Below are 15892 nucleotides of genomic sequence, written 5' to 3' on the forward strand. Positions count from 1 at the left end.
AGCATCCCCCATCCGACGCCGGGTCGTCACGTCGGGGCAGGCAAGATAGGAGCGTGACCACCCCAGGCCCCGACCCGAGCCCGCCGGGCCGCCCGACGGGCGCCGAGGCCGGCGAGGGCCCGGAGGTCACCGAGACCGGGTCGATGCGCGCCGTCGGCTCGAGCCTCGGCACCGGCGCCAAGGCGACCGCGCGCGGTCTGAGAGGGTTCGCCTCCGTGACCGGTCGGGCGAGCCGCGCGACGTTCCGCCAGGCGCGCAAGGCCGCCGGCGCGCAGGGCGCCGAGCGCTCGGGTCTCAACCGGCTGATCGAGCTGCACGCATGCAACGCGGCCGGTGACTCCGCGTTCGCGATCGCGCTCGCCGGCACCGTGTTCTTCGCCGGCGCCACGAGCGGCGAGCGCGGTCCAGTGCTTCTCTTCCTGGGTCTGACGATGGTGCCGTTCGGGATCGTCGCGCCGCTGATCGGCCCCTTCCTCGACCGGTTCAGCCACGGGCGCCGCTGGGCGATCGGCGCCACGTTCGCGCTGCGCGCCTTCCTGTGCTGGGTGCTCGCCGGGACGCTGGACGACGGGTCTCCGTGGTTCTACGTCGCGGCGCTGGGGGTGCTCGTGTCGTCGAAGGCGTACGGCGTCGCGAAGGCGGCCGCGGTGCCCCGCCTGCTCCCCCAGGAGATCACCCTGGTGAAGGCCAACGGCCGGGTCGCCCTGGCCGGAGTCGTCGGGGCCTGCGTCTCGGGCCCGCTGGCGGGCGCGGCGTACTGGATCGGCCCGGAGTGGGCGTGCCGCTACGCCTTCGTGGTCTTCACCGTGGGGACGATCGCCGCGATCCTGCTGCCAGCCCGGGTCGACTCCTCGGCAGGCGAGGAGTCGATCGACGCCCCGCGCGCCGCCGCGTCCGGCGTACGACGCAGCCAGGGGCTGCCCCCGCGGGTGGCGTTCGCGCTCCGCGCCAACTGCGGCCCGCGCCTGCTGTCGGGCTTCCTCACGATGTTCATGACCTTCGTGCTGGCGACCGAGCCGCTCGACGGCTGGGAGAGCAAGACGCGCTCGACACTCCTCGTCGGCCTGGTCATCGGAGCGGCCGGGCTCGGCAACACGGTCGGCATCGTGGTCGCGTCCCTCGCCCGCAAGATCAACCCCGCCGTGATGGTGGTCGTCGCCCTGGTCGCGGACATCGTGGCGCTGCTGCTCGCGACCGTGTTCTACAGCCTGCTCCTCCTGGTCGCGCTCGGCCTCACCGTCGGGCTGATGCAGTACCTCGCGAAGGTGTCGCTCGACTCGACGATCCAGAGCGACGTGCCGGTGCGCGCCCACGCGAGCGCCTTCGCGAAGGGCGACACGACGCTGCAGCTCGCCTGGGTCTTCGGCGGCTTCCTCGGCGTCGTCCTGTCCTATCCCGAGGTCAACGGGGTGGGGCTGGTGTTCGCGGCCCTGCTGCTGACGGCGTGGGCGGTGTTCGTGCTGCGGAGCACACCGCGGCGCAATGCGGCGCGACGGGCCGCCGCCGCACCCTGAGCTCAGGCCTCGAGCTCGTCGGCCAGCGCGCGCAGGAGCTTCGCCACGGGCTGGGCGGTACGCCGGTCCGGGTGGCGGCCGTGGCGGTAGGCCTCGCCGACTCCGTCGAGCAGGCGGATCAGGTCCTCGACGATCGGGACCATCTCCTCCGGCTTCTTGCGCTTGGCCTGCTGCTGGTTGCGCGCCACCGACGTCGGCGCGTCGAGGATCCGCACCTGCAGGGCCTGCTCGCCGCGCCGGCCCTGGGCGATGCCGAACTCGACCCGGGTGCCCGCCTTGAGGGTGGTCACGCCGTCGGGCAGGGCGTCGGCGCGGACGTAGACGTCGTCGCCGCCGGGCTGGGAGAGGAAGCCGAAGCCCTTCTCCGCGTCGTACCACTTCACCTTGCCAGTCGGCACGGGTCCGCCCCACCTCTCTCGTCGTCGCATCGCACGCGGGGCGCCCGGTCGGGCGCGCCGCACATCCTAGGGGCTGGCCGGAAGGTGCGGTGCCTGCACCTATTCTCACCAGCGTGGCAACCGAATTGACGCCGCCGGTGCTGCCGGCGCCCTCGCTGCCGATCCGCACCGACCGCCTGGTGCTGCGCACGGTCGTCGCGGGGGACGGCGCGGCGATCGGCGCGTACTGCGCGGACCCGGAGGTGACGCGCTACCTGCCGTTCGGGCCGCTCGACGCCGAGGGTCTGGCCGGGCGGATGGAGCGGCTCACGGCCGGCACGGCGCCGTCGCTGCCCGGGGAGATCCTCGCGCTGGCCGTGGAGCACGACGGCGTCCTGGCCGGCGACCTGATGCTGCGCCTGGCCGAGCGGCACGGGCCGGCGGACCCACCGTCGATCGCCGAGCTGGGCTGGGTCTTCGCCCCCGAGCATGCCGGCCGCGGGTTCGCCACCGAGGCGGCCCGCGCGCTGGTCGACCTCGCCTTCGCCCACTACCCGCTGCACCGGCTGATGGCGCGGCTCGACCCCCGCAACCTCGCTTCGGCGCGGCTGTGCGAGCGGCTGGGGATGCGGCTGGAGGCCCACACCCGGGAGGACTACCCCGACCGCGACGGCTCGTGGAGCGACACCGCGGTCTACGGGCTGCTGCGGAGGGAGTGGGCCGCCGCGTCCTGAGCGGGCACCCGCTCGACCCGCATCGTCCGGTCGCCGAAGCGCACCTCGTCCCCGGCGAGCAGCGTGCTCGGACGGCCGGGCGAGAGCGACCGGGACATCCCCTTGCGAAGGACATAGGAGCCGTTCGTGGACCCGCGGTCCATCACGACCAGGGCCCCGTCGGCCGCGACCTGGAACTGCGCATGGGTCTTCGACAGGGACATGTCCGCCGACCGGAGCGGTACGACGTGGCGCACCGTCTCGCCGGGGCGCGGCTCCGGTCGCCGGCCCACCAGCGCGAGGCCCTCGACCACGAACGCCTCCCCCGTGTCGAAGGCGACCCGCCAGCGCAGGTCCTCGTCGGGCACGGTCGGCGGCACGGTCGACGGCACGGTCGACTGCACGGTCGGCTGCACGGTCACCTGCGCCGGCGGCGCTGGCGGGGCGGGCGGTGCTGGGGGTGCCGGCGCGGGATCCGCCGGCGGCGCGGCGAGGGCCGCGGACCCCGCCACCGGCAGTGCCGCCGTGGCCGGGCGCGCCACCGGCGAGGGCAGCAGCCGCATCGCGGTGAGGTTGACGATCTGCGGGGCCGCCGGGACGGCGGGCGCCGGCTCGACCTCGCGCGGCCGGACGTCGACCACCAGGGCGTCGCCGATCCGGTCGTGCAGCCCGCGCCGCTCGCGCTGCGGGTCCGTCGCCGCCGTCCAGGCGAGCGTGGCCAGCCCGAGGCAAGCGGTCGGTAGGCCGGCGACACCGAGCACGGACGCCCGTGCGAGCGCGGCCGGCACGCCGATCGGGCGTCCCGTGCCCCGGCGTACGACGCGCAGGCCGGTCGCGGCCTTGCCGGGTGTCAGGCCGGTCGTGCCCATCAGCACGGCGAGCACGAGACCCACCAGCACCGCGGTGCCCAGGAAGGTGAGCACCACCAGGGCGCCACCGGCGCCGTCGAGCCGCCAGACCACCGCGGCCACCGCGGCCGCGACACCCCATCCGACCGCCCGGTCGATGACGGCCGCGGCGAAACGACGCTCCGTGTCCGCCGGCCGTCCGCCCGCGGGGGCGTCCGCCGCGGGGTCCGCGGTCGGCGGGGGATCGTGTGACATGCGTGGCGCTCCGAGTAGCGACAGTGCGGGTCAGGAGGACTGCTCAGGGGCGGGTGACCTGGATGGTGATCCCGTCGCCGAGGTTGATGGTCGCGCCCGGGATCAGCGGGACGGCGATGCCGGGCTTGAGGTCCTCGGGGCCGAGGCCCGGCTGGACGAGGACGGTGCCGTTGGTGGAACCCATGTCGGTCACGACCGCCGTGCCGAGGTCGGCGCCCGTGCCGGGGCGGACCTCCACGTGCGTGGACGAGATCTCGTGGAGCCGGCTCGGGACCGTGACGAGCGTCGGCTGCTCGGTCGAGGTGAACCGGCGCGCCTCGGGTGCACGCCCGATCAGGACCGCGCGGTCGACGACGACCGTCTGGCCGTCGGACACCAGCAGCTTCGCGACCGGCTGCGCGGTCCCCGCTGGAGCGGCCGGCACGGGCGGAGCCTCCGGCGACGGCGGCTGTCCGCCTCCGGCGACGGTGAGGCCGTCGTGCTCGACGCCGGGCGCGGGCGGCGCCGTCGGGCCGCCCACCGGCTCCCAGGACCCGATCGGCAGCGGCGGGGCGTCCGCGGGGTCCGGTCCGGGCGCGCCCGGCACCGGCGGCGGAGGCGGAACCCACGCCGGCGGCGCCGGGACCGACGGGGCGGAGACCGACGGGGCGGAGACCGACGGGGCGGGGTCGAGTGGGGGCGCGGACAGGTCGTCGGCGGACGGGGCGCTGTCCCAGGGGGTCACCCAGCCGTCGGGCGCCGGCTGCTCGGGCGCCTCACCCAGGGACTGGTCGAGCGGCTGCTCGAGGGGCTGGCCGAGCGGGTCGTCGACCACGTCCATCACCTCGGTGGCCGGGCCGTCGTCCGGGTACGACGCCGCGGTGACGGCGACCGCGTCGTCGTCGAGCGGGCCGGGCTCGTCGAGCGGGCCGGGCTCGTCGAGCGGGCTGGACTCGTCGAGCGGGCCGGGCTGGACGGGCGTCGGCTCCTCGGCCGCGGGCTCCTCGACGACCGCCTCGGCGGACGGCGCGTCGACCGGCTCGTCGGACGCCTCGTCGGACGGCGCGTCGACGGCCAGGTGGGCGCCCCCGACCACGGGGGGCAGGTCCGCGACGTCGCCGTCGGCCTCGGGCTCGGCCGACCCGGCGGACTCGGCAGACTCGGCAGACTCGGCCGGGGCCGGGGCCGGGGCCGGAGTCACGGCGGGCCGGTCGATCCGGCCCACCCGCACCAGGCCGGTCAGGATCGGCAGGTCGACCTCGCCGGCCTCGGACTCGTCGTCACCGGCGGGCAGGCTGATGCCGAGCGCGGTGACGTCGTCCAGGCTCCGCTCGACCCAGGTGTGGCTCTCCCCACCGTCGACCGTCACCGTCTCGCCGCCCGCGGTCGCCGTGGCGACGACGCCCGTGCCGCGCAGCAGGAAGCGGGTCGGGCCCTCCCCCGTGCTCACCAGCACGAACCCGGGGATCCGGCTGAGGCCGGAGGCGAGGAGAGCGTCGAGGATCTCGTCGAAGCCCGCGCCGCCGTCGACCATGGCCCACAGGCCGACGACCTGGTCCTTCTGCGACGTCGGCAGCACGATGACCGCCTCGGGTCCGAAGACCGCGAACCACGCACCACTGCGATAGGACCAAGCGCTCTGGCTCATGGGAGTGCCCCCAGCTTCTGTTCCAGACTCAGCCGCTGCGCGTGCGAGTCGTACGGGTCTTCGTTCGCCAATCCCACCACATCGACCACGACGGCGGTCGCGTTGTCGTGGCCGCCTGCCGCCACCGCGGCGGCGACGAGAGCGTCGGCGGCGTCACGCGGGTCGTCGTGCTCCGCCAGCAGCGCGGCGATGGTCACGTCGTCCACCATGCCACTGACGCCGTCGGAGCAGAGCAGCAGGCGCTCCGCGGCGGCGAGCGGCAGGAGGTAGTAGTCGGCGGCGCCGCTGACCGGGGTGGGCATGGCCGCTCCCCCGATGGCGCGCGTGACGACGTGGCGGCTCGGGTGCACGGCCGCGGCGTCGGGGCTGAGCCGGCCCGCGTCGACGAGCTCCTGGACGAGGCTGTGGTCGACGCTCACCTGCTCCAACGCACCCTGGTCCATGCGGTAGACCCGGGAGTCTCCGACGTTGGCGAGCAGCCAGTGCGGGCCCTCGCTGGCCTGCACGAGCAGGGCGAGCACCACCGTGGTCCCCGCCGCGAAGGAGTCGTCGGCTCCCGCGGCACGCTGCTCCTCGTCGTACGCGAGGAGCCGCTCCTGGGCCGCCCGCAGCGCCGCGTCGACGGCGGAGGTGCCGTCCGTGAGGTCGTAGTCGCGGTCGGAGAGACGGGCGAGCTCCTCGACCGTCCAGGCGCTGGCGACGTCGCCGCGGTCGTGCCCGCCCATCCCGTCGGCGACCACGAAGACCGGCGGGTCGACCAGGAAGGCGTCCTCGTTGACCGCCCGCACCAGGCCGACGTCCGTCGCGGCGCCGTGCTGCAGCTCGACCCGGTTCATCGATGTCCTAGCGTTGACACCGTGGGAGCGGGACCGAGCGGACACCGGTCGCTGGCCGACCAGCTGCGGTCGTGGCCGGACGAGCGGCTCCAGCGCCTGCTCACCGCACGTCCCGACCTGGCCACCCCTGCCCCTCACGACTTCGGACAACTCGCCTCCCGCGCCGCGGTGAGGAACTCGATCGCACGCGCTCTCGACGGCCTCACCCGAGGCGAGCTCTCGGTGCTTGATGCCCTCGTCGTCGCCGGCCAAACCACGGATGCCGAAGTCGCTGCGATCGTGCGGGCGGACCCGTCGTACGTGACCGCCGCGCTGGCGCGCCTGCGGGACCTGGCGGTGGCCTGGGACTCCCCGGAGGGGCTGCGCGCGCTGAGCGGGGTCGCGGACGCGATGACCGGGGGACCCGACGCGGGCGTGAGCGGCCTGCGGCCCCGCTCGGCCGCGCCGCGCCCGCCGGAGGAGATCGCCGCGGTGCTCGCCGCCCTGCCGCCCGCCGCCCGCGCGCTGCTCGACCACGTGATCGCGGAGGGCGGCACCGCCAAGGCGGGCACCGTCCGGGTCGGCCTGCGCCCCGAGGACGCCGAGACGCCGGCCGAGCTGCTCGTCGCGCACCGCCTGCTGGTGCCCGGTGGCTCGCTCCTGCCCGGCCTGCTCGTCGTTCCCGGCGAGGTCGGGCTGGTCGCGCGCGGCGGGTGCACGACCGGCGAGCGGGTCGACCTCGCACCGGAGGTCGCGGCCGAGGAGCGGGCGTCCCGGCTGGCGGTCGGGGCCGCCCTCGGGGCCGCCACCGACGTCGTACGACGGGTCGGGCTGCTGCTCGACTGGTGGGGTGGCCGGCCGGCGGCCGCCCTGCGGACCACCGGCCTCGGGGTGCGCGAGCTGCGTGCGGCGGCCGCGCACCTCCAGGTGCCGGAGACCGAGGCGGCCCTCCTGGTCGAGCTGGCGCACGAGGCCGGTCTGGCCGCGACCCGGGCGGACGCGGACGGGAACCCGGTCTGGGTGCCGACGACCGCGTACGACACGTGGTCGGAGCGGCCGGTCGCCGAGCGCTGGGCGGTCCTCGCCCGGGCCTGGCTCGCCAGTCCGCGCCTGCCGTCCCTGGTGGGCGAGCGCGGACCGGACCAGAAGCCGTGGAACGCGCTCACGCCCGAGCTGTCGGCGGCCGGCATGCCGGAGGCCAAGGCGATGGCGCTCACACTCCTCGCCGAGCTGCCCGAGGGCCACGGGCTCGCCGCCGGGACCGGCCTGCCGTCGCTCGTCGCCCGGGTCGCGTGGGAGCGTCCCCGCCGGCCGCGCACCCGCGCCGACCTGGTCGCGTGGGCCGTCGCCGAGGCGGCGGTCCTGGGGATCACCGGAGCCGACGTGCTGGCGCCGTACGCCCGACCCCTGCTCGTCGGGGAGGACCCCGCGCCAGTGCTGGCGGCCCTTCTCCCTCCTCCGGTCGACCACGTCCTGGTCCAGGCCGACCTCACGGCCGTCGCGCCCGGGCCGCTCGAGCCCGAGCTCGCCCGTCGGCTCCACCAGGTGGCCGATGTCGAGTCGCACGGGGCGGCGACGGTCTACCGCTTCACCCCGGACTCCGTACGACGGGCGCTCGACGCCGGCTGGACCGCGACCGAGCTGCACGCCTTCGTGCTGGCCGCCTCCCGGACGCCCGTCCCCCAGCCGCTGAGCTACCTGATCGACGACGTGGTGCGCGGCTTCGGTCGGCTGCGCGTGGGACTCGCGTCGTCGTTCGTCCGCTCCGACGACGAGGCCGCCCTCGCGACGCTCGTCAACCACCCGAAGGCGTCCGACCTCGGGCTGCGGCGGATCGCCCCGACCGTCGTCGTGTCGAGCCTGCCGATCGACGTGCTGCTCCCCCGCCTGCGCGAGCTCGGACTCGCTCCGGTGGTCGAGGGGCCCGACGGCGTGGTCCGGGTGGGCGCGCCGGAGGCACTGCGCGCCCGCACCCCCCGCACCCGGGAGTCCGCCGACTCCGCACGGTCGGCCGCCCGCCAGGCCGCCCAGGTGGTCGCGGCCGTCAGCACCCTGCGGGAGGGCGACGAGGCCGCGCGCAACCGGCCCGCGTCCGCCTCGACCGCCGGCGGTGGCGTCCTCTCGGCTCTGCGCGACGCGATCGAGCGGCGCGGCGACGTACTGATCGCGTTCACCGACAACCAGGGGGTCCTCTCCGAGCGCACCGTGCGACCGCTCGTCGTCGAGGGCGGCCAGCTCACCGCACGCGACGCCGACGCCGACGCCGACGACCCCGACGCCGAGCGCCGCTACGCCGTCCATCGGATCAGCAGGGTGCTGCCGGTCTCCTGACGAGGTGTGGGTTGTGGGGGCGCGAGGTGCGCGTTGTGGTGGCGCGACGTGTGAGAAGAGGGGGCGGCGCCGCACCCTCTTCTGACACCTCGTGGCCCCACCACGCACACTTCGCCGGCCAACTAGACTCGTGCGGTGACCGACGGCCCCCTGATCGTGCAGTCCGACAAGTCGCTGCTGCTGGAGGTCGACCACCCGCAGGCCGCGGAGTGCCGCAAGGCGATCGCTCCCTTCGCCGAGCTCGAGCGCTCGCCGGAGCACATCCACACCTACCGGCTGACCCCGCTGGGACTGTGGAACGCGCGCGCCGCCGGCCACGACGCCGAGCAGGTCGTCGACACGCTGCTGACGTGGTCGCGCTACCCGGTCCCCCATGCCCTGCTGGTCGACGTCGCCGAGACGATGGCCCGCTACGGGCGGCTCCGCCTGGAGAAGCACCCCGTCCACGGGCTGGTCCTCGCCTCCAGCGACCGTCCGGTGCTGGAGGAGGTGCTGCGGGCCAAGCGGGTCGCCGGCATGCTCGGCGCCCGGATCGACGACGACACCGTCGCCGTCCACCCCTCCGAGCGGGGCAACCTCAAGCAGGCGCTGCTCAAGCTGGGCTGGCCGGCCGAGGACTACGCCGGGTACGTCGACGGCGAGGCGCACGCGATCGACCTCGCGGAGGACGGGTGGGCGCTGCGCGACTACCAGCGCGACGCGGCCGAGTCGTTCTGGCACGGCGGGTCCGGTGTCGTCGTCCTCCCCTGCGGCGCGGGCAAGACCCTGGTCGGCGCGGCCGCGATGGCGCACGCCAAGGCGACCACGCTGATCCTCGTGACCAACACCGTGAGCGCCCGACAGTGGAAGGACGAGCTGGTCCGGCGTACCTCCCTGACGGAGGACGAGATCGGCGAGTACTCCGGCACCGTCAAGGAGATCCGCCCGGTCACCATCGCGACGTACCAGGTCGTCACGACCAAGCGGAAGGGCGTCTACCCGCACCTCGAGCTCTTCGACGCCCGCGACTGGGGCCTCATCGTGTACGACGAGGTGCACCTGCTGCCCGCCCCGATCTTCCGGATGACCGCCGACCTGCAGGCGCGCCGGCGGATCGGCCTGACGGCCACGCTGGTGCGCGAGGACGGCCGCGAGGGCGACGTGTTCTCGCTGATCGGCCCGAAGCGCTACGACGCCCCGTGGAAGGACATCGAGGCGCAGGGGTGGATCGCGCCGGCCGACTGCATCGAGGTCCGGGTGTCGCTGCCGGACGCGTCGCGGATGACCTACGCGACCGCGGAGCCGGAGGAGCGCTACCGCCTCGCGGCCTGCACGCCGGAGAAGGTCTCGGTCGTGCGGGAGCTCGTGGCGCGTCACGCGGGGCAGCCGACGCTGGTGATCGGTCAGTATCTCGAGCAGCTCGACGAGCTCGCCGCCACCCTGGACGCCCCCGTGATCACCGGCCAGACCCCGGTCAAGGAGCGCCAGCGCCTGTTCGAGGGCTTCCGCTCCGGCGAGATCGGACTGCTGGTCGTTTCGAAGGTCGCGAACTTCTCCATCGACCTGCCGTCGGCCGAGGTGGCGATCCAGGTCTCGGGGTCCTTCGGGTCCCGCCAGGAGGAGGCCCAGCGGCTGGGCCGGCTCCTCCGCCCGGGTGAGCCCGGGCCCGACGGGGAGCGGAAGGTCGCACACTTCTACACGATCGTCGCCCGCGACACCGTGGACGCCGAGTTCGCCCAGAACCGGCAGCGGTTCCTGGCCGAGCAGGGCTACGCGTACCGGATCATCGATGCGGAGGACCTGTCAGCGGACCAGCTGTGAGGGGACGACCGTGACCTCGAACGGGACGGTTGCCGTCCACTCCTCGTCGCCGGCGATGGCCGCAGCGGCCTCGAAGCGACCGTCCTTCAGCTCCCATGCGGTGAGGGCGATCTCGTCGTCCTCGACGTCGACGACCCAGTAGGCGGCGACGCCGCTGCGCTCGTAGATGCGCTTCTTCTGACCCAGGTCGCGACGGCGGGTGCTCGGCGAGAGGATCTCGACCACCAGCGCCGGCGGGCCGTTCATGCCACGGTCGTCGAGGCCCGCCGGGTCGACCACAAGGAGGTCGGGCATCAGGACGTCGTGCTCGCCGAGCACGACGTCGAACGGCGCCTGCGAGACCCGGAGGTGATCGGGACAGGCCGCGTACAGCAGTACGAGCAATTCAGTGCTCACGAACTGGTGGCGCGGACGGGGCGACGGCGACACGACGATCTCACCCTCGATGAGCTCGTAGCGGTTGCCGTCGTCCGGCATCGCGTCGAGGTCCTCGCGCGTCAACATCTCCACCGCGGCCATGCTCACCATCGTGCCTCACCTCCCGAGATGGCTGAAGGTCCATGCCGGCGATCATCCGCGGATTCCGCGGGATCGCCGAGCACGGACCTCCAGCCTGTGGAGAACGTCAGGCCGCGGCCGTCGCGCCCTCCTGCGCCACCACGAGAGCCCGCTCCAGGATCTCGGTGACCGCACCGACCGGCGTGACGGTCAGCGCGTCGAGGATCTCGGCCGGCACGTCGTCGAGGTCGGGCCGGTTGCGCTCGGGGATGAACACCTCGGCCACGCCGGCACGTTGCGCCGCGAGCAGCTTCTGCTTGACGCCGCCGATCGGCAGCACGCGCCCGGACAGCGTGACCTCGCCCGTCATCGCGATGTCCGAGCGCACCGGGCGTCCGGTCAGCAGCGAGACCAGCGCGGTGACCATCGTGACGCCCGCCGACGGCCCGTCCTTGGGTACGGCGCCCGCGGGGAAGTGCACGTGGAGGGACCGCTCGAAGGCCTCGGGTGCGATGCCCAGCTCGGCCGCGTGGGAGCGCACCCAGGAGAGCGCGATCCGCGCCGACTCCTTCATCACGTCGCCCAGCTGCCCCGTCACGGTCAGGCCCGCCTCGCCGTCTGCCACCGAGGTCTCGACGTACAGCACGTCCCCGCCCATCCCGGTCACCGCGAGCCCGGTGGCCACACCCGGGACCGAGGTCCGCTCGGCGACGTCGGGGGTGAACCGGGGCCGCCCGATGAGGCCGACGAGCTCGTCGACGCCGATGTCGACGCGCTCCGCCTCCCCGGACGCCAGGCGCGCGGTGGCCTTGCGGAAGGCCTTGGCGAGCAGTCGCTCGACCTGCCGGACGCCGGCCTCGCGGGTGTAGCTCGCCGCGATCTCGCGCAGCGCGTCGTCGCTGATCGTCACCTCGTCGGCGCTCAGCGCGGCCCGCTCGAGCTGACGCGGGACGAGGAAGTCCCGGGCGATGGCGACCTTGTCCTCCTCGGTGTAGCCGTCGATGGAGACCAGCTCCATGCGGTCGAGCAGCGCGGCGGGGATGGAGCCCACGTCGTTGGCGGTGGCGATGAAGAGGACGTCCGACAGGTCGAGGTCGAGCTCGAGATAGTGGTCCCGGAAGGTGTGGTTCTGCGCGGGGTCCAGGACCTCGAGCAGCGCGGCGGCCGGGTCGCCGCGGTAGTCGCTGCCGACCTTGTCGACCTCGTCGAGGAGCACGACCGGGTTCATCGACCCGGCCTCCTTGATGGCCCGCACGATGCGCCCGGGGAGCGCGCCGACGTACGTCCGACGGTGGCCGCGGATCTCGGCCTCGTCGCGGACGCCGCCCAGGGCGACGCGGACGAACGTCCGCCCCAGCGCCCGCGCGACGGACTCCCCGAGCGAGGTCTTGCCCACGCCTGGAGGGCCGGCCAGCAGGACGACGGCGCCCGAGCCGCGGCCGCCGACGACCTCGAGACCGCGCTCGGCCCGACGCGCGCGGACCGCGAGGTACTCCGTGATCCGGTCCTTGACCTCGTCCAGCCCGTGGTGGTCGGCGTCCAGCACGGCGCGTGCACCCACGACGTCGGTGTCGTCCTCGGTCCGCACCGACCACGGCAGGTCGAGCACCGTGTCGAGCCAGGTCCGGATCCAGCCGGCCTCGGGGTTCTGGTCGCTGGCGCGCTCGAGCTTGTCGACCTCGCGCAGCAGCGCCTCGCGCACGGCGTCGGGGACGTCGGCGGCCTCGACCCGCGAGCGGTAGTCGTCGCCGCCGTCGGCCTCCCCCTCGCCGAGCTCCTTGCGGATGGCGGCGAGCTGCTGGCGCAGCAGGAACTCGCGCTGCGACTTCTCCAGGGACTCGCGCACGTCGGCGTCGATCTTGTCGCTGACCTCCGACTCCGCGACGAAGTCGCGGGTCCACTCCAGGAGCAGGCGCAGCCGGTCGCCGACCGCGGGCGTCTCGAGCAGCTGGCGCTTGCGGTCGTCGGAGAGGTACGGCGCGTAGCCGGCCGTGTCGGCCAAGGCGGCGGGGTCGTCGATCCGGCTCACCTGGTCCGCCACCTGCCAGGCCTCGCGGCGCTGGAGCAGCCCGACCACCAGCTTGCGGTAGTCCTCCGCGAGCGAGCGGACCTCGTCGTCGACGACGCCCCCGTCGGCCGGCTCGACCTCGACCCACAGGGCGGCCCCGGGGCCGGTGACGCCGCTGCCGATCCGGGCCCGGCCGCCCGCCTTGAGGACCGCCGCCGGCTCGCCGCCGGAGAACCGGCCGACCTTCTCGACACGCGCCACGACGCCGTACGACGCGTAGCGGTCCTCGAGCCGCGGAGCGACGAGCACCTGGGCCTGGTCGCCCGACGCGCGGGCGGCCAGCTGAGCGGCGTCGATGGCGGCACGAGAGGGCTCGTCGAGCTCGACCCGGACCACCATCCCGGGAAGCACCACCACGTCGGAGAGGAACAGCACCGGAAGCTGGATGGGTTGCGTCATGCACCTTCCAATGCGTTCCGGGTTTGCGCTGTTCCGCTGTTCGCGGGCGGCGAACGCGGGAACTACGCCCAGGACGGCCGGGGGCCGTCGGCCTCGAGGATCTCCAGCTCCTGCCAGGCCGCGTCCGGACTCCCGGCGAACCAGGAGACCTCGCTCCAGAGCAGCTCGCAGCATCCGCTGCCGCAGCGTGGCTCGTCGCGCCGGACGGGCGTCAGGCTCGAGCGCCCGGGCCAGGCGGCTTCCGCGGAGGGCAGCCCGCTTCAGTCGTCGTTCTCCTCGGCGAACTGCTCGTGGTTGCGGATGACCTCGGCGATGATCACGTTGAGGATCTTCTCGGCGAAGTGCGGGTCGAGGCCGGAGCTCTCCGCCATGGAGCGCAGCCGGGCGATCTGGACCGCCTCGCGGGCGGGGTCCGCGGGCGGCATGCCGGCCCGCGCCTTGAGCCGGCCCACGGTCTCGGTGCACTTGAAGCGCTCCGCCAGCAGGTGCACGAGGGCGGCGTCGAGGTTGTCGATGCTCGACCGGAGTCGGTGGAGCTCGGCCCGGGCGTCGTCTGCACTCACACCCCGAATCCTGCCCTACGGCATCGCCGGGGTGGGGGCGGCGTCCGCGCTGCGAGGCGTGGTGAGGTCACCGACCACGGTGTCGCTCGTACTGGTCCGGCCGAGAGCGCGGCTCCCCTAGTATCCGAGCCACCCGAGTAGTGCTTCGCGAGAGGACGCCCCCATGAGCGACGACCAGGTCATGTTCACCCTCGAGCCGGACGAGCAGCCGACCCACTGGTACAACCTCGTCGCCGACCTCCCGACGCCCCCGCCGCCGCCGCTGCACCCGGCGACGCACGAGCCGGTCGGGCCGGACGACCTCGCTCCGCTCTTCCCCCCGGAGCTGATCGCGCAGGAGGTCTCCGGCGAGCGCTATGTGGAGATCCCCGAGCCGGTCCTCGAGGTCTACCGCCAGTACCGCCCGAGCCCGCTCTACCGGGCGCGGCGCTGGGAGGAGCGGCTCGGCACGAGCGCCCGGATCTACTACAAGTACGAGGGCGTCTCCCCCGCCGGCTCGCACAAGGTCAACACCGCGGTGCCGCAGGTCTACTACAACAAGCTCAACGGCATCACTCGCCTGACCACCGAGACCGGCGCCGGCCAGTGGGGCACCGCGCTGTCGTACGCCAGCGCGCTGTTCGGGGTCGAGTGCGAGGTCTGGCAGGTCGGGGCGTCGTACGACACCAAGCCGCAGCGGCGCACCCTGATCGAGGTGTTCGGAGGCACGGTGCACCGCTCGCCGAGCCGGCTCACCGCGTCCGGAAAGGCGTTCGCCGAGGACCACCCCGGATCCCTGGGCATCGCGATCTCCGAAGCGGTCGAGGTGGCGGCCCAGGACGACGGTGCGAAGTACGCGCTCGGGTCGGTGCTCAACCACGTGCTGCTCCACCAGACGGTGATCGGCGAGGAGGCGCTGCGCCAGCTCGCGAAGGCCGGCGAGCCCGGCGCCGACCTCGTCGTCGGCTGCGCCGGCGGCGGCTCCAACTTCGCCGGGCTGGCCTTCCCGTTCCTGCGCGAGAAGCTGGCGGGTCGCCAGGCCCCGCGGATCCTGGCGGTCGAGCCGAGCTCGTGCCCGACCCTCACCCGCGGCGAGTACCGCTACGACTTCGGCGACACCGCCGGGCTCACGCCGCTGATGAAGATGCACACGCTCGGCCACGACTTCGTGCCCTCGCCCATCCATGCGGGCGGCCTGCGCTACCACGGCATGGCGCCCCTCGTCTCGCACGCGGTCAACGAGGGCCTCATCGACGCGGCCGCGCTGCACCAGAGCGAGTGCTTCGAGGCGGCCGTCGAGTTCGCCCGGACCCAGGGCATCGTGCCGGCTCCCGAGTCGTCGCATGCGCTCGCCCAGGCGCGGCGTGAGGCGCTCGCAGCCAGCGAGACGGGCGCCTCGCCCGTGATCGTGGTCGGCCTGTCCGGGCACGGCCTGCTCGAGCTCGGCGCGTACGCCTCCTTCCTGGGCGGCGAGCTCGAGGACGACCCCCTGTCCGACGAGGAGCTCAGCGCGGCGCTGGCGAACGTCCCCGTCGTCTGAGGGACCTCCGATGACCGTCATCGTCCGTCCCGCGGCGGCGGCCGACGTCGAGGCGATCGTGAACGTCGGCCGGGTCACCTGGCCGGCCGCGTACACCGCCATCGCCGGCGAGGACTACGTCAGCCGGGGCCTCGCCGCATGGTGGGATCCCGCGGACATCGCGCAAGCCGTGAGGGGCGGCCGTGCGCTCGTCGCGGTGGCGGGCGAGCAGGTCGTCGGCGTCGCGACGTACTCCGTCGCCGACGAGGTCCTCGACCTGTGGAAGCTCTACGTGCTGCCGCAGGCACAGGGCACCGGCGCCGGCAGCGCGCTCCTCACGGCTGTCGTCGAGGGGCCCGGAGCGGCCGCGCGGGAGATCCGGCTGGCGCACCTCGACGGCAACGACCGGGCGCGGGCGTTCTAGGAGCGGCACGGCTTCGTCGAGACCCACCGCAGCGCCGACCCGCTCGGCGGCCCGGACAGCGTCTGGATGCGGCGCACCCGCTGAGGAGACCAGGACGAGGCGGCCACGAAGGGGGCACGAAGGGGGCACGAAGGGGGTGCCGGTGACAGCGGTCCCGGGCGT

Annotated in this window: 13 protein-coding genes; 6 read left to right on the plus strand and 7 right to left on the minus strand. The window is 74.3% G+C overall.

The genetic code is table 11. The features are described 5' to 3' along the window. Window positions 1-53 precede the first annotated feature (53 nt). A complete protein-coding gene (locus ACJ5H2_RS17680; protein ID WP_408896748.1) occupies window positions 54-1514 on the plus strand; it encodes an MFS transporter in 1461 nt (486 codons plus the stop codon). Window positions 1515-1516: 2 nt separating this feature from the next. Here the strand turns inward: ACJ5H2_RS17680 and ACJ5H2_RS17685 are convergent, their stop codons facing one another. Continuing rightward, window positions 1517-1912, minus strand: a complete 396-nt coding sequence (locus ACJ5H2_RS17685) for a cold-shock protein (protein ID WP_408896749.1) — start codon at window positions 1910-1912, stop codon at window positions 1517-1519. Window positions 1913-2025: 113 nt separating this feature from the next. On the opposite strand from ACJ5H2_RS17685, the gene ACJ5H2_RS17690 reads away from it, so the two are divergent. Beyond that, the gene (locus ACJ5H2_RS17690) at window positions 2026-2625 is read left to right on the plus strand and encodes a GNAT family N-acetyltransferase (RefSeq protein WP_408896750.1); all 600 of its coding nucleotides are present in this window, start codon (window positions 2026-2028) and stop codon (window positions 2623-2625) included. Here ACJ5H2_RS17690 and ACJ5H2_RS17695 read toward each other — a convergent pair. From ACJ5H2_RS17695 to ACJ5H2_RS17705, 3 genes are read right to left on the minus strand one after another with little or no spacing between them, the layout of a single operon-like run. Further along, window positions 2586-3707: an RDD family protein gene (locus ACJ5H2_RS17695; RefSeq protein ID WP_408896751.1), complete on the minus strand. Its 1122-nt coding sequence runs from the start codon at window positions 3705-3707 to the stop codon at window positions 2586-2588. The two genes, ACJ5H2_RS17690 and ACJ5H2_RS17695, sit on opposite strands and share 40 nt — an antisense overlap. Before the next feature lie 43 nt (window positions 3708-3750). Further along, complete coding sequence (locus ACJ5H2_RS17700; RefSeq protein WP_408896752.1) at window positions 3751-5334, minus strand: hypothetical protein; 1584 nt, start codon at window positions 5332-5334, stop codon at window positions 3751-3753. Beyond that, window positions 5331-6170, minus strand: coding sequence for a PP2C family protein-serine/threonine phosphatase (locus ACJ5H2_RS17705; RefSeq protein WP_408896753.1), 840 nt, complete (start codon window positions 6168-6170; stop codon window positions 5331-5333). Before ACJ5H2_RS17705 ends, ACJ5H2_RS17700 begins: the two co-directional genes overlap by 4 nt. Window positions 6171-6191: 21 nt before the next feature. Between ACJ5H2_RS17705 and ACJ5H2_RS17710 the strand changes: the two genes are divergently transcribed. Together ACJ5H2_RS17710 and ACJ5H2_RS17715 are read left to right on the plus strand one after the other, a co-directional pair. Next, entirely contained in the window at window positions 6192-8480 is a 2289-nt protein-coding gene (locus ACJ5H2_RS17710) for a helicase-associated domain-containing protein (RefSeq protein ID WP_408896754.1), read from the plus strand. Window positions 8481-8615: 135 nt separating this feature from the next. After that, on the plus strand, window positions 8616-10280 hold the full coding sequence (locus tag ACJ5H2_RS17715) for a DNA repair helicase XPB (RefSeq protein WP_408896755.1): 1665 nt from the start codon (window positions 8616-8618) through the stop codon (window positions 10278-10280). Here the strand turns inward: ACJ5H2_RS17715 and ACJ5H2_RS17720 are convergent. The 3 genes from ACJ5H2_RS17720 to ACJ5H2_RS17730 all read right to left on the minus strand — a co-directional run bounded on the left by ACJ5H2_RS17720 (window position 10263) and on the right by ACJ5H2_RS17730 (window position 13808). Continuing rightward, a complete protein-coding gene (locus tag ACJ5H2_RS17720) occupies window positions 10263-10799 on the minus strand; it encodes a Uma2 family endonuclease (RefSeq protein ID WP_408896756.1) in 537 nt (178 codons plus the stop codon). The genes ACJ5H2_RS17715 and ACJ5H2_RS17720 overlap by 18 nt on opposite strands. Window positions 10800-10905: 106 nt before the next feature. Then, window positions 10906-13245, minus strand: coding sequence for an endopeptidase La (lon, locus tag ACJ5H2_RS17725; RefSeq protein WP_408896757.1), 2340 nt, complete (start codon window positions 13243-13245; stop codon window positions 10906-10908). 260 nt (window positions 13246-13505) lie between these two features. After that, window positions 13506-13808: a chorismate mutase gene (locus ACJ5H2_RS17730; protein ID WP_408896758.1), complete on the minus strand. Its 303-nt coding sequence runs from the start codon at window positions 13806-13808 to the stop codon at window positions 13506-13508. 163 nt (window positions 13809-13971) lie between these two features. On the opposite strand from ACJ5H2_RS17730, the gene ACJ5H2_RS17735 reads away from it, so the two are divergent. Together ACJ5H2_RS17735 and ACJ5H2_RS17740 are read left to right on the plus strand one after the other, a co-directional pair. Further along, the gene (locus ACJ5H2_RS17735) at window positions 13972-15327 is read left to right on the plus strand and encodes a TrpB-like pyridoxal phosphate-dependent enzyme (RefSeq protein WP_408896759.1); all 1356 of its coding nucleotides are present in this window, start codon (window positions 13972-13974) and stop codon (window positions 15325-15327) included. 10 nt (window positions 15328-15337) lie between these two features. Beyond that, window positions 15338-15730: an N-acetyltransferase family protein gene (locus ACJ5H2_RS17740; protein WP_408896760.1), complete on the plus strand. Its 393-nt coding sequence runs from the start codon at window positions 15338-15340 to the stop codon at window positions 15728-15730. Window positions 15731-15892 lie beyond the last annotated feature (162 nt).

It is taken from the genome of Nocardioides pymetrozini (genome assembly GCF_046058985.1).
In the GTDB taxonomy this organism is placed as follows: Bacteria; Actinomycetota; Actinomycetes; order Propionibacteriales; family Nocardioidaceae; genus Nocardioides.

Bases quoted from the DNA above. Each gene is read 5' to 3' on its own strand.
- ACJ5H2_RS17740 (WP_408896760.1), top strand. From the start codon at position 15,338: ATGACCGTCATCGTCCGTCCCGCGGCGGCGGCCGACGTCGAGGCGATC.
- ACJ5H2_RS17735 (WP_408896759.1), top strand. From the start codon at position 13,972: ATGAGCGACGACCAGGTCATGTTCACCCTCGAGCCGGACGAGCAGCCG.
- ACJ5H2_RS17705 (WP_408896753.1), bottom strand. From the start codon at position 6,170: ATGAACCGGGTCGAGCTGCAGCACGGCGCCGCGACGGACGTCGGCCTG.
- ACJ5H2_RS17695 (WP_408896751.1), bottom strand. From the start codon at position 3,707: ATGTCACACGATCCCCCGCCGACCGCGGACCCCGCGGCGGACGCCCCC.
- ACJ5H2_RS17700 (WP_408896752.1), bottom strand. From the start codon at position 5,334: ATGAGCCAGAGCGCTTGGTCCTATCGCAGTGGTGCGTGGTTCGCGGTC.
- ACJ5H2_RS17720 (WP_408896756.1), bottom strand. From the start codon at position 10,799: ATGGCCGCGGTGGAGATGTTGACGCGCGAGGACCTCGACGCGATGCCG.
- lon (WP_408896757.1), bottom strand. From the start codon at position 13,245: ATGACGCAACCCATCCAGCTTCCGGTGCTGTTCCTCTCCGACGTGGTG.